At 52.2% G+C, this 13,582-nt stretch carries 10 protein-coding genes; 4 read left to right on the top strand and 6 right to left on the bottom strand.

Going from position 1 to position 13,582, the window contains the following annotated elements; genetic code table 11:
* Positions 1-24: 24 nt before the first annotated feature.
* Both ACYVH9_RS12400 and ACYVH9_RS12395 read left to right on the top strand, forming a co-directional pair.
* Positions 25-1,095: a sensor histidine kinase gene (locus tag ACYVH9_RS12400; protein WP_460636670.1), complete on the top strand. Its 1,071-nt coding sequence runs from the start codon at positions 25-27 to the stop codon at positions 1,093-1,095.
* Positions 1,092-1,850: a LytR/AlgR family response regulator transcription factor gene (locus ACYVH9_RS12395; RefSeq protein ID WP_460636669.1), complete on the top strand. Its 759-nt coding sequence runs from the start codon at positions 1,092-1,094 to the stop codon at positions 1,848-1,850. The genes ACYVH9_RS12400 and ACYVH9_RS12395 overlap by 4 nt, the downstream gene beginning before the upstream one ends.
* Here ACYVH9_RS12395 and ACYVH9_RS12390 read toward each other — a convergent pair.
* From ACYVH9_RS12390 to ACYVH9_RS12375, 4 genes are all read right to left on the bottom strand, one after another.
* Positions 1,822-3,366 (bottom strand): tagaturonate reductase, encoded by a 1,545-nt coding sequence (locus tag ACYVH9_RS12390; RefSeq protein WP_460636668.1) that lies wholly within the window; start codon positions 3,364-3,366, stop codon positions 1,822-1,824. The genes ACYVH9_RS12395 and ACYVH9_RS12390 overlap by 29 nt on opposite strands.
* A gap of 153 nt (positions 3,367-3,519) precedes the next feature.
* Entirely contained in the window at positions 3,520-4,194 is a 675-nt protein-coding gene (locus ACYVH9_RS12385) for a bifunctional 4-hydroxy-2-oxoglutarate aldolase/2-dehydro-3-deoxy-phosphogluconate aldolase (RefSeq protein ID WP_460636667.1), read from the bottom strand.
* Between the two features lie 74 nt (positions 4,195-4,268).
* The gene (locus tag ACYVH9_RS12380) at positions 4,269-5,264 is read right to left on the bottom strand and encodes a PfkB family carbohydrate kinase (RefSeq protein ID WP_460636666.1); all 996 of its coding nucleotides are present in this window, start codon (positions 5,262-5,264) and stop codon (positions 4,269-4,271) included.
* Positions 5,265-5,397: 133 nt separating this feature from the next.
* Positions 5,398-6,735 (bottom strand): MFS transporter, encoded by a 1,338-nt coding sequence (locus ACYVH9_RS12375; RefSeq protein WP_460636665.1) that lies wholly within the window; start codon positions 6,733-6,735, stop codon positions 5,398-5,400.
* Positions 6,736-6,884: 149 nt separating this feature from the next.
* Between ACYVH9_RS12375 and uxuA the strand changes: the two genes are divergently transcribed.
* Together uxuA and uxaC are read left to right on the top strand one after the other, a co-directional pair.
* A complete protein-coding gene (uxuA, locus tag ACYVH9_RS12370) occupies positions 6,885-8,090 on the top strand; it encodes a mannonate dehydratase (protein ID WP_460636664.1) in 1,206 nt (401 codons plus the stop codon).
* Positions 8,091-8,239: 149 nt separating this feature from the next.
* Entirely contained in the window at positions 8,240-9,652 is a 1,413-nt protein-coding gene (gene uxaC, locus ACYVH9_RS12365; RefSeq protein WP_460636663.1) for a glucuronate isomerase, read from the top strand.
* 83 nt (positions 9,653-9,735) lie between these two features.
* Here uxaC and ACYVH9_RS12360 read toward each other — a convergent pair whose 3' ends face one another.
* Positions 9,736-10,191, bottom strand: a complete 456-nt coding sequence (locus ACYVH9_RS12360) for a DUF4920 domain-containing protein (protein ID WP_460636662.1) — start codon at positions 10,189-10,191, stop codon at positions 9,736-9,738.
* A gap of 93 nt (positions 10,192-10,284) precedes the next feature.
* Complete coding sequence (locus ACYVH9_RS12355) at positions 10,285-13,548, bottom strand: DUF7948 domain-containing protein (protein WP_460636661.1); 3,264 nt, start codon at positions 13,546-13,548, stop codon at positions 10,285-10,287.
* Positions 13,549-13,582: the final 34 nt, after the last annotated feature.

Genomic DNA, 13,582 nt, shown 5'->3' with positions numbered 1-13,582 from the left:
TAAAGCCCATAATCATCGCACTCCATGAATTTACTCACGTTACGTCGTAGTGTTCCGGTTTTGATTCACGTGTTGGCCTGGGGACTGCTGGGGTTTGCCCTGCTGGTTTACCAGCCCCTGAATTGGGATATTACGGCTCCTCCGCAATTCTGGGTCAAGCAGGGTATCTATTTTTGCCTGCTGGTGGGCGCTTTTTACCTGAATACACAATATTTAGTGCCTCGGCTACTCTTTCGGGACCAAACGAGTCTTTACATAACCTCATTAATTATTACGGCTGTGTGCGTGGTGGTTCTGCTGCTGCATGTCGACACCTGGCTAAATCTGCCGGAACTGATGCACCGGGCGTGGCACCCCGAGGGTGGCCCTCGCAAACCCCGGAACATCTGGAACTGGAGCCAACCTATTCTGGTCACAACGTTTTTGATGCTGGGCATCGGAACCAGCATTGCATCCGTTCAGAAATGGCAGGAAGATGCCCGCTTGCGGCTTAGTTTGGAACAGGCCCGGGTAAGTTCAGAATTGTCGTTTCTGAAAGCTCAGATCAACCCGCATTTCTTTTTTAACACCCTTAATAATATTTATGCCCTGACGCTGCTCGATGTGGAAGCCTCGCGCGAAGCGCTTCACCGGTTATCACGCATGATGCGCTATGTCTTGTACGAAACCGGAAACGATACTACCATGCTGAGCAAAGAAATCGACTTTGTGCAGGATTATATTCAGCTCATGCAGCTCCGGCTAACGGACAAGGTGACCGTGACCCTCGAACAACCGCAGCCGTTGAATGACGTGCCGGTGGCGCCCATGCTACTGCTGCCTTTTGTCGAAAATGCTTTCAAACACGGGGTCAGTGCCCTGATGCCGAGCCGAATCATCATCAGCATTCACCAGGACGGGACGCAGTTGGAAATGAAGGTTAGAAACACGATCTTTCCCGAAAAAAACCAGTCACTCGAGGTTGGAAGCGGTATTGGGCTGACCAACACGCGCCGGCGGCTCGACCTGCTTTATCCGGAGCGGTATCAGCTTTCGGTCATGGAGGATACTCCCTCCAATGAATACCTGGTGCACCTGAATCTGAATCTGGCATGACTTTAAATTGCATTGCGGTCGATGACGAACCGCTGGCCCTCGGGTTGGTGTGTGCATTTATCGAAAAAACGCCTTTTCTAAATCTCGTAGGCCGATACAGCAGTGCGGTTGAAGCCTTGCAGGGCCTTCACGAACACCCGGTTGATCTCTTATTTCTGGATATTCAGATGCCCGATCTGACTGGTATGGAGCTGGCCCGGGTGATGGAGAAGAATCAGACGGGTTTGGTTCCCCGCATTATTTTCACGACGGCCTATAACCATTTTGCACTGGAAGGTTATAAGGTCGATGCGCTGGACTACTTGCTGAAACCGTTCAATTACGAGGAATTCCTGCGGGGTGCTAACAAAGCCCGGGCGTATTTTGAACTGGTCAAACGCCCGGCCGTTGTGCAAACGCCTGTGGCTCCCGAGCCGGAAGAAGAGTATTTGTTTCTGAAGGTTGAATACCAGTTGGTTCGTATAGCCTTCAACGACATTCTTTATATCGAAGGACTGAAAGACTACGTGAAAGTTCATCTGCGGAAAGAACGAGCTGACGCAGTGGCCAAACCCATTCTGTCGCTAACCAGTCTGAAAGCCCTGGAAGACAAGCTTCCAGCCCGGCGGTTTATGCGGGTGCACCGCTCGTTCATTGTGGCACTGGACAAAATCGAAGCCGTAACCCGGAATACCATCCAGATCGGTCCGGCTACGATTCCGGTCAGTGATCAGCACAAAGATGCGTTCAACCAATTTCTGAGTCGCTGGTCGTAGAATCGGCCGTAGCAACAAGCCGCTCAACGGTTGCTTCCGTTCCTAAGGTCAACAGGTTATTGAGGTGATCGGTGACGGCATCGGCAAAACCATTGAGGGCACTCAAATCCGTCTCCCAGAGCATGGTATCGGCGCAAAGCGTTTGGACAAAATTTCGTACGGAAGCTGCATCGTGAACGTCCACCTGCTGCCACAATTTGTAGAAATACTCGGCGTGGTCGTCGCGAATCGGGTAAGTGATGATGCCACCGGTTGGGGTAGTGGTTTCGCCCAAGTAAACGCCTTCTTCAACGCGAACGGCTTTCATAAACCGCAGATAAGCCGCAAAACCCAGGGTCATACGGGAGGGGACTTGCCCGGTTTTTTCCACAAACCGCTGGATGGTTGGCAGGTTGCGGGCCCGCATTTTTGACGTTTCCTGTAGCGTGATGCTCAGCAGCAAATGTTCGATGTAAGGATTGCGGAATCGGTCGAGTACATCGGCGGCAAACTCGCGAACAGCCTCCGGATTTTCTTCCGGAATCATCCATTCGGGAATCGTCGGCACGATTTCCTGCGCAACCACTTCTTCCACAAACCGACCCATCAGCGGGTGTTGCATCATTTCATTGACGGTTTCCAGCCCGAGCAGGTACGCCAGCGGAACGCTGATCGTATGGCCACCGTTCAGAACGCGCAATTTGCGCTCCCGGTAAAAATTGATGTCTTCATCGATGATAACACCCGGGTCGGTTTTGGCAAAGGTCAGCACATTTTTGACGCGGTCATCTCCTTCAATGGCCCACAACCGGTACGGTTCGGCCATGATCAAAAGTTTGTCCGCAAATCCTACTTCCTGTTGCAGTTGCTGCTGAGTTTCCGGATCAGGTTTGCCCGGTACGATGCGGTCCACCAGCGAGTTACAGAAACGGACGTGGTATTTCAGCCACTTCATAAACAGTTTGCCCAACTCGTTATGCTGCGCAATTTTTTCGACGATGTCGCGTAGTTTCAGGCCGTTATCCGTGATTAGCTCGGTCGGAATGACCACCAATCCCTTGTTGCGTCCTCCGCCGAAGTTTTTGAATCGTTCGTACAGGAAAGCCGTTAGCTTCGCCGGATAAGATTGGGGCGGATGCTGAAAAATGCTTTCTTCGACATACTGAATGCCTACTTCGGTTGTGTTGGAGATGATGACCTGCAACGACGGTTTTTTGGCCACGTCCAGCACCGCCTTCCAATCGTCCTGCGCTGAAAGAACCCGGCTGATGGCCGACACCACCGTGTGTTTGTCCACTGGTTGGCCTTTCTGGATGCCCCGGCTGAAAACGGTATACAAGCCATCTTGTTCCGCAAATTCGTCCGTGGCCCCGCCAGTGGATTTGACGACAACAATACTACCGTTGAAAACGCCCTGCTGGTTGGCTTTGTGGATCAGGTAATCGGGTAATCCACGCAGCAGAACGCCGGTGCCAAATTGGAGCACACGCTCAGGGTGAATAGGAGCTGGGTGATTCGAACGATTCAGTGGTGTCATGATGGATGGATACGGGTTTCGCGGTTATCTCGACGGTAACTTGCAGGTTAATATGTAAAAGTAAAGGTTAAACGCATTGAGCGCAAACCGAACGCTTTTAGAATTATTAAATCAGAAAATGGGAATGAAGCGTGATGAACGCCAGCTGTTTGATCAATTTGCCGAACGAAGCGAATCGATAATGGTCAGTACGTCTTTGACTTTGGTTTCGATCAGATCGAACTGTCGGCTGCTTAAAACCTCTTTGGGGAACAACTGCGAGCCAATGCCGACGGCCGAAACGCCCGCTTTAAACCATTTGTTCAGGCTGTCGTGCGTTGGTTCGACCCCGCCCGTCACCATCATACTGGTCCAGGGCATCGGTCCTTTGACTGCTTTGACAAAACCGGGTCCGAGGGTGTCGCCCGGAAATACCTTCACCACTTCCACACCAAGTTCTTCGGCCGCTGAGATCTCGGTTAACGTCGCGCAGCCGGGCATGTAGGCAACTTTTCGCCGGTTGCAGGTGCGGGCAATGGATTCGTGAAACGACGGTCCCACAATGAAATTAGCCCCCGACTGAATGTAGAGCGCTGCGGTTGAAGCCTCAACGAGTGTTCCAGCTCCTAAAATCAGCTCCGGATAGTCACGGGCCGACCTTTTGACCAACTCCGCAAATAACTCATGGGCAAAATCACCCCGGTTGGTAAACTCAAAAGCCCGGATACCGCCCCGATAACAGGCACCCAGTACTTCATAACAAACCTCCCCATCCGGATGGTAAAAAACCGGTACCACCGGTACGCGCCGGATGGTTTCGTAAACTTCTAATCTTGAAAAACGAGACACAACAGTTTTAGTTATGAGCCAAGAAGTAGGCGTTAACGCGTCAGTCAACTCTTATCTTAACTCGTCATTTATATTTATCTTCTCAATCGGCCGGATTTGTCGCCCTCGACCAGCGCTTCCACTTCTGCCACCGTCACCAGGTTGGCGTCACCTTCTACGGTGTGTTTCAAGGCCGAAGCCGCTGCACCGAACTCAACCGCATACTGCGGATCTTCGGTAGTGAGCAACCCATAAATCAACCCCGCCAGGTAGGCGTCGCCACCGCCAATCCGGTCGATGATGTGCGTAATATCGTATACCTCAGACGAATACATGGTAGTGCCGTCGTAAATCTTGGCCGTTAGTCGGTTATGCGACGCGCTGACCGATTGCCGCTCGGTATCCGTAAAGTATTGAATCCGGGGAAACTTTTCCTGCATACCGCGGCAGGCATCGTCAAAGGTTTCAGCTTTAACGTCGTAGAGATCTTCAAAGTTTTGCTGATTGCCCAGAACCAGGTCGCATCCAGCGGTCAGGGCGGGAAGGATTTCCTGGGGTCTTTTGCCGTATTTCCATAAATTACTCCGGAAGTAGATATCACCCGATACCTTGACGTTGAGTCGATTGGCGGTTTGGATGGCTTCCAGCAGGCAATCAGCAGCCTGTTGCGAGAGGGCAGGAGTGATGCCCGACCAGTGAAACCAGTCGGCTCCGGCTAATATGGTTTCCCAGTCAAAATCACCCGGTTGGATGAGGGAAAACGCCGAATCGTAGCGGTCGTAAATAATCTGACTGGCCCGGCTAACCGCGCCGGTTTCCAGAAAATACAAGCCAAGCCGCCCGTTTCCGAAGGTAATGCGCGACGTATCAACCCCGTGGTAGCGCAGCGTAGAGGCTGCGGCCTGGCCGAGCGCGTGGTCCGGGAAGCGGGTTACGTGGATTGCCTGGCAACCGAAATAGGCGAGTGAAACGGCCACATTGGCCTCCGTTCCGCCATAAACCACATTCAGGGAATGGGCCTGTGTGAACTTTGCAAAACCCGGCGGGGCCAGTCGCATCATGACTTCGCCGAAAGTGACTATTTTTTTCAAGTACTAAATCGTTTAAAACGCTAAAAATGGTTGGTTAAAGGACATCAATGTATAAGATGACATTATACGGAATTCATACCCTTTGCCAAAGTACCAACTGATCGTTAACAAGCCATTGTATCAGATGATCTTCCTAGACTCCAATACTTTCCAGTTCCTTTTTCGTAACCGGCTCCAGGTCCGGCGACAGGAAATGAATAATAACCAGCGCGATCAGGTACGTCGAGCTGGCAATAATAAACAACGGCAAATACCCGAAGCTGACCCGGATATTGCCCGCAACGGCTGCCAGCAGAATACCGCCCATCGCGCCGAACATGCCGCCAATACCCGTTACCGACGCAACCGCACTTTTGGGAAACAGGTCGGAGGCAAAGGTGTAAATATTGGCCGACCAGCCCTGGTGAGCCGCCGTGGCTAAAGAGATCAAGGCAATGGCGACGTAAATACTACTGGTTTGAGCCGCAAAAAATATTGGAATGACGCAGAGCGCGCAAATGAGCATCGTGGTTTTCCGGGCGCGGTTGGGCGACCACCCCGTCTGGATGAATTTGGAAGACAACCAGCCGAACAACACACTGCCCCCGTCGGAAACGATGTAAATGACCAGAAACGGCAGGCCGACATTTTTCAGGTCCAGACGCTGGTCGAGCGATTCGCTGCTGTTGAAGAAATCCGGCAGCCAACTGAGGTAAAACCACCAGATGGGATCGCACATGAATTTCCCGACGATAAATGCCCAGGTTTGCCGAAAGCCCAGCAGTCGCCACCACGAAAGTTTCTCTTTGGGTAAGTTTTCTTCGTAATCCTGTTGAATATAAGCGAGTTCCTTTTTGCTGACGCGGGGGTGCTCTTCCGGTTTTCGGTAGATTTTGAGCCAGGCAATCAGCACCAGAAAGCCCAGCAAACCAGTCGCAATGAATGAAAACCGCCAGCCAAACTGTAGCGTGAGCCAAGGAATGAGAGCTGCCGTGGCAATGATCCCGACGTTGGTTCCGGCGTTGAACAGCCCGGCCGCAAACGAGCGCTCTTTTTTGGGAAACCATTCGGCAACGGTTTTGATGGCCGACGGAAAGTTGCCGGCTTCGCCAATACCCAGCATAAACCGCACCATGCTAAGTCCCCGCAGGGTGCCGATGAAAGCATTCAGGACCCCGGCGATACTCCAGACGATGATGGAAAGAGAAAAGCCCCGTTTGGTACCGATGCGGTCAATGAGCCAACCCGTGAGCAAAAAGCCCAGCGCGTAGGCCACTTTGAAAACCGTATCGATGTAGCTGTAAAGAACCTTGAATTGATCCAGATCACTTTCGGTGAGACTTTCTCCGGCAGCTTTGCCCATCATTTCCCGCCGAAACGTTTCGTCAATCATCGTGAACGAAAGAACTTGCCGGTCAATGTAATTGATGGTGGTTGCAAAAAACAGAAGCAGCACAATCCGCCAGCGAAAGTTTCCGGAAAGGTTGGGCATTCGAAAAAAGGTTTAGCAATTCTGTAAAGACAAAATTTCGTCAAACTTACCGAAATACCGTGAAAAAATAGTACTTCGCAAGGTGGCCGGGCGAAATGAGTAGAAGCCGTTCGATGGCTTGCTTTTCTACTAAATTTATACCTTAAAAAATGGCATTAGAACAAACCTGGCGCTGGTTCGGTCCAAATGACCCCGTTAGTCTAAGCGACATCAAACAGGCCGGTGCAACGGGCATCGTAACGGCATTGCATCATATTCCCAACGGACAAGTTTGGCCGGAAGAGGAAATCAAGGCGCGCAAAGCGTTGATTGAAACCGCCGAACCGGGCGAAGATCGGCTGACGTGGTCGGTGGTGGAAAGTATTCCGGTTCACGAAGCAATCAAAACCCGCTCAGCGGGTTTTCAGCAGTACATCGATAATTACAAAGAATCGATTGTGAACCTGGGGCGGTGCGGGATCGATACGGTTTGCTACAATTTCATGCCGGTGCTTGACTGGACCCGCACTGATCTTGATTATAAAATGCCGGATGGCTCAACGGGCCTGCGGTTTGATGCCACCGAATTTGCGGCTTTTGAATTGTTTATCCTGAAGCGCCCCGGTGCCGAAGCGCACTACTCGGCCGAACAGATTCAGAAAGCCCGCAGTCGCTTTGAGTTGCTGGACGAAGCCGCGGCCCGGCGTTTGCAACGGAACATCATTGCAGGATTGCCGGGTTCGGAGGAAAGCTATTCCGTCGAGCAGTTTCAGGAAACCCTGAATGCTTACAAACACATTGGAGATAAGGAACTGCGCGAAAATCTGTACGCCTTTTTGCGGGAGATCGTACCCGTTGCGGAGGATGCGGGCATTCGGCTGGCCATCCACCCGGATGATCCGCCGTACCCGATTCTGGGGCTGCCCCGCGTGGTCAGCACGGAGGCCGATGCCCAGCGGGTGCTGGAAGCCGTCGATCTGACGGCCAACGGTCTGTGTTTCTGCACGGGTTCGTACGGCGTCCGGCCGGATAACGATCTGGTGGGTATGGTTGATCGGTTGGGGGCGCGGATTCATTTCATTCACCTGCGGGCCACCAAGCGCGACGAAGAAGGAAACTTTTACGAAGCCAACCACCTGGACGGCGATGTGGATATGTTTGGGGTGATGAGCGCCCTGCTCGGTGAGCAGCGCCGTCGGGAAGAAGAAGGCCTTGAAAGTTTCCGGATGCCGTTCCGGCCCGACCACGGCCACAAAATGCTGGACGATCTGAATTCCGGCAAACGCACCAATCCGGGTTACACCGCCATCGGTCGCCTTCGTGGGCTGGCCGAACTGCGCGGTTTGATGCTCGGAATCGAGCGTTCGAGTCTCTGATTGGGGTGTACGGTTTATGGTTTCTGATTTACGGTGGCCGACGCGTGTTGTTGTGGCGTCAGCCACTGTAAGCCAAAAACTGTAAACCGAACTGATGGGTAAAAAGGCCAGGCAATGGTCTTTCTTTTTGAAACGAATCCCTTACGATCATGCTGGTTGATCAACCGATTAAATCTTTTCTCGACGAAGACTTTCTGCTTCAGACCGATACGGCCCGGCGTCTTTACCACGATTACGCCAAGGCGATGCCGATTATTGATTACCACTGCCACCTGCCGCCCGATCAGATTGCGGAAGATAAACGGTTTGAGAACCTGACCCAGATTTGGCTCTACGGCGATCATTACAAATGGCGGGCCATGCGCACCAACGGTATTCCGGAACAATATTGCACCGGCGATGCGTCGGATTACGAGAAGTTTGAAAAATGGGCGGAAACCGTGCCGTATACGATGCGGAACCCACTCTACCACTGGACGCACATGGAGTTGAAAAACCCGTTCGGTGTTGAAACCATTTTGAACGCTTCCACGGCCCGTGAAGTTTACGACACCTGTACGGAACAACTCAGCGGTTTGTCGACCCGCGCACTGCTCCGGCATTTTAATGTCCGAACGGTTTGCACAACCGACGACCCGACGGATTCGCTGGAACATCACAAGAAGATTGCCGACGACGGTTTCGAGGTCAAGGTGTTGCCGACATTCCGGCCCGATAAGGCGATGGCAATCGACGATGTGGCGGCTTTTCGAAAGTATGTGCAGCGGGTTGGCGAGGTATGTAACCAGGAAATTGGTACGTTGGGTGCCTACATGGATTGCCTCAAACAACGGCATGATTATTTTGCGGAAGCTGGCTGTCGTCTGTCTGATCACGGTTTGGAAACCGTTTACGCGGAGCCCTATACTGAATTGGCGGTCGGGGTGCTTTTTAGCAAACTGTTTAGTAACGAGGCCCTGAGCGAAAAAGAGAAATTGCAGTTTAAGTCATACATGCTCGACCGGTTTGCGGAATGGGACTGCGAGAAAGGCTGGACGCAGCAGTTTCACCTAGGTGCCTTGCGCAACAACAACCAGCGGGCTTTGCGGACGCTCGGTCCGGACACGGGCTGGGATAGCATCGGTGATTTCCAGCAGGCTCGTCCGCTGGCCCGGTTTCTGGGCGGACTCGATAACCGGGAACAACTAGCGAAAACCATCCTGTACAACCTGAATCCGAGCGATAATGAAATCATGGCGACCATGATCGGAAACTTCAATGATGGGTCCGTGGCCGGAAAAATTCAGTTTGGCTCGGGCTGGTGGTTTCTGGATCAGAAAGATGGGATGCAAAAGCAGATCAACGCCCTTTCGAACATGGGGTTGTTGAGTCGCTTTGTGGGTATGCTGACCGATTCGCGCAGTTTCTTATCGTATCCGCGTCACGAGTATTTCCGCCGGATTCTCTGCAATATTTTTGGTAATGATGTCGAGAACGGCGAGTTGCCCAACGATATTGAATGGATTGGCAAGCTGGTGCAGGACATTTGCTACCGGAATGCCGAGAAGTATTTTGGATTTTAGAAGAAAGGTATAAGAGGAAAAAGAGGTGAATACGCCAGTAGCGAAACTTCTTTTTCCTCTCCTCGTTTATCGAATTTTTGTCGTTATTTCTTCACAATCACGCCGTCGGCCATAAACGTAATCGCTTTTTCGGGCTGGGTGATCTTGGCAATTTCTTCTTTACTTTTGCCCGCGTCTTCGGCATAGTGCCGTAGTTCGGCAACGGACGTCGTTTTGGTTTCGGCAGTTCCTTCAAAAACTACGTTTTTACCGGCAATATCTTTCGGCACGAAAAAACCGTAGTCGCGAAATCGCACCAGCATGGTCTGATTATCGGCGGTTTTGACCCGCATCCAGCAGCCTTTTACCTGACAAACTGATTCGACGGTGCCTTCCACCTTTGTGTTCAGTTCTTTTTTGTCGCCCATTTTCGTGGACAGTTCGGCTGAGGGGGTGGCGTTGTCGGTCGTGATTTTCTTCCCGTGATAGCTGACGTTGTCCTGCGCCAGAGCACCAAAGGAAAGACCGAGTGCAAGCGCCCAAATGGCTAAGTGCTTCATAATCTGATGCGGTTTTAGAGGTGATCGTAGACAAAAATAAGGAAAAAGTAGTTAGATCGTATGCCTGTTTGGGCTGGTATTGAGAGAACAGGTTTACTCCATCACCTCCACCCAGCCCTTGCATTTTGTGCCCTTTTGGGTAGTGATGAGGTAATAATACAAACCGTTTGGAACAGCAGTGCCCCAGTTGTTTCCGTAATTTTCGCTTCGGTAGACCAATTTTCCCCAGCGGTTCATAATTTCTAGTTTTGCGCCCGCAAATCCAATGTTAAAAACGTCGTTTTTGCCGTCGCCATTAGCGGTCACTACGTTGGGAACCATGCTCATATTTTCAATATCGACGGGCATATTTAGGGTCAGGCTACACGCTCCTTTGTGAGCGGTTAGCGCAATCTGGTATTGGCCAGATTCGGCATACTGGTATGTGCCGGGAGTTTGGGTGCGCAAGGTATCGCCGTTGCCCATCGACCACTGGTAACGCTCAGCCCCGGATGTTGTATTGACCAGCTCTACTTTCATGGGTTGCCCGCATTCCGAACTCAGTCGCACCTCGGCCACGGGACGGTACGAATCGTCGGTTGTGATCGTTACGTTTTTTTGCGCCGAACAACCGTTCTCAGTCGTCATCCTGACGGTATAGGTCGTTGTTTTAGTCGGGTTGACGACCGGATTGTTGACGGTTGTGCTGGCCATTCCCTGCGTGGGTGACCATTCGTACGTTTTGGCTCCTTCAGCCAGTAATTGTACCGGTTTTCCGGCGCAGATGGTCGTATCGCTACTGATCTTGAAATTGACCGGATAAACTTTAATCAACTTTTTGGCCACGTCGACGCGCTGGCAGGTCAGTTGGTTATAAGCTGTTAGTGTGACGGCATATTCACCGGGTTTGTCGAACGTATGACTCACTTGCGTCGGGCTGGTGGAGGTGCCAGTGCCGCCAAAATCCCAGGCGTAGGTAATGCCGCCCTCGCTGGTGTTGACAAAGTTGAGCGTCAGTGGTGAACAGCCTTCTACTACATCCTTTTTCGTGCCCTGAAACGCGTCGAAGGCGGCTTTTAAATGGTCAATATCGAATTTAAAGGCGGCATTGTTGCAATTGGGGCTTTTGTTGGTCGACGACCAGACCTGGGCCGTAGCGGGAAAATAGGAACCGCCACAGGCACAGGCAGCGTGGTAAATCACCCCACTTTTATCGAACCGACAGGTTCCGCCATCGACGTGGTCACCGCGCCCCGTTGGGTTTTCGCTGCCGAAAAACGTCGCGTACAGGAGTGATTTGCCGCCCTGTTCCAGCATTGCCAGCCAGTAATTGCTCCCATCGGTGGTTCGGCGATAGGCATTGGCGGTGACGGGCAGTCCGCGGGTGCTGCTGCTGGTAATCCCATTACGGGCGTTGACGTTGCCACCCCAGCCGGATAAATAAATATTACCGCATTCGTTCACCAGAAAAGCCGTGGGCGAAATGTCGGGTGAGGAACGGCCGGAGCCGACGACGGTGGAAAAAAGAGTTTGGGTCAGTGTTGGGTCGAGAGCATGAATAAATTGACCGCTGCGGGCGTTCTGGTAAACACTGGTTGTAACCGGATATTGGCCCCTTGTTAACCCAAAAACGTGCGGGTTTTCCTGCGGATCAAGATCAATCAGGTAAGCGGCATCGTCGGCCGTTGTACCCAGGTACGTACTTCGTTCTACCCGGTTGTTTACAAATTTAACCAGAAAACCGTCCTCCTTACCGCTCAATTGCGGCTTGTGAGCGCCAGCAGTTCCCGGCAGATCGGGGCTCTGCGTGGTGCCAACGGCATAAATAGCACCGGAAGAACCGATGCGCAGCGCGTAGGCAACATCGTAACCACTTCCGCCAAAATAAGTACTCCAGCGCAACTGACTGAGATCCGAACTTAGATTGATTAAAACCGCATCGGCTGGCCCCTGAAGTTTTGACTGGTGTGCATTGGCCGTAACCGGAAAGTCGTTGGAAGTGGTGACAGTGGCCACGTACACATTGTCGGACTGGTCAACCATGATTTCGCCCCGCAAATCATCCCCGTAGTTGTAGATACCCAGGAACACATCCGCGTAATTGATCCCATCGTTCGACGAGCCGCCGACGTAGGTGCTGCCCTGCAACGTCCGTCCGTCGGTGCTTAGCTTGGCAACAAACAAATCCGTTCCCGTTCGAAAATAAATGGCCGTAGCTGGGGCGTTGGGTTCCGGGGCTTGATTACCGATGGGAATATACTGCGTTCCGCCCGCAAACTTTCGGCTGTAGGCCGACGTGGTCGTGGGGAAGTTACTGGACGATGTAACTCCGTAAAGCAATAGCTCGTTCTTGCTGTTGACAATCAGGCTGTGGGGCGTTTCGCCGGTTGAGCCACCCAAATAAGTTGCGTACAGAAGTTGCCGCCCATCCGGGCTGAACTTCATGATGGCAACGTCGACTTCGGTGCCGTAGCGGGTTTGGAAAGCGCCGGTTGTGGGTACAAAGCTGGCCCCAAAAACCGTTCCGGCGGTGTAGAGATTCCCTTCGTTGTCGTACGTTGCGGTATGACCCCAGTTGTCGCTGACGGAGCCTGAATAGGTCGAAAAAATCAGCGTAGGGTCGATGGTAAGCGGTTGCTGCCTGTCATAACCGTCCGGGAATTGGAACGATGCGGTTTGATCGTTTAACACCCAGTGCGAAGCTACTTCTTTCGTTTGGCCGTTTTTCTCGGTAAACGAATACGGTTTTTCCTCCCGGAACGGCAAAAGACTTGTTCCAACGGTTAATTGTCCATCCTGCAACTGAAGCGCCGACGCGCCATCATACCGCAGTTGAATGACCGATGGATCAGCTCCGGGACTGACGATGAATTCGTATTTCAAGGTCTGGTAATAGGCGAACAGGCGCAGGTCAATTCCCGGATAAATGCCGTGGTAAATGACTTCTCCAAAAGCGGGTACGGCGCTGGCCCAGCGGCTGGGGTCATGCCCCAGAAAATAACTCTGATTTTCGGAAACGCGGTTTTTGCTTTCAAGCTGGCTGGTTGCCGAACTGTTGGACAACTGCACCTCTACACCGTGTGTCTGCACCATCGGCCCCGTTGTTTGGGGTGGGGCCGCAGTACGGGCGGCTGCCTGATTATTCCGGCCCGAATGGATGCGGTCCAGAGCTTCCGAATCGTAAAACACGTAGTGAAGCGATTGCTTTTTCAGAAATAGAAAACCGCCCGGCAGTTCGGCCCGAAACAAAACCTCCGATGCCCATTGTCCTTTGTTTTGAACAAAACGTACGCTATTGCTGGCCGGACCGTTGGCGAACCCAGCGGTGAGCAACCCAAAAAACAGCAGAAAGAGAGAGAATGTAAAGGTTCGACGCATAGACCGGCAGCACAAATGATGGTCAAGATACTTA

The sequence above is a fragment of the Larkinella harenae genome, from assembly GCF_054780515.1.
Note: the sequence above shows the minus strand (reverse complement) of the source record. Positions and strands in the feature narration are given on the sequence as shown.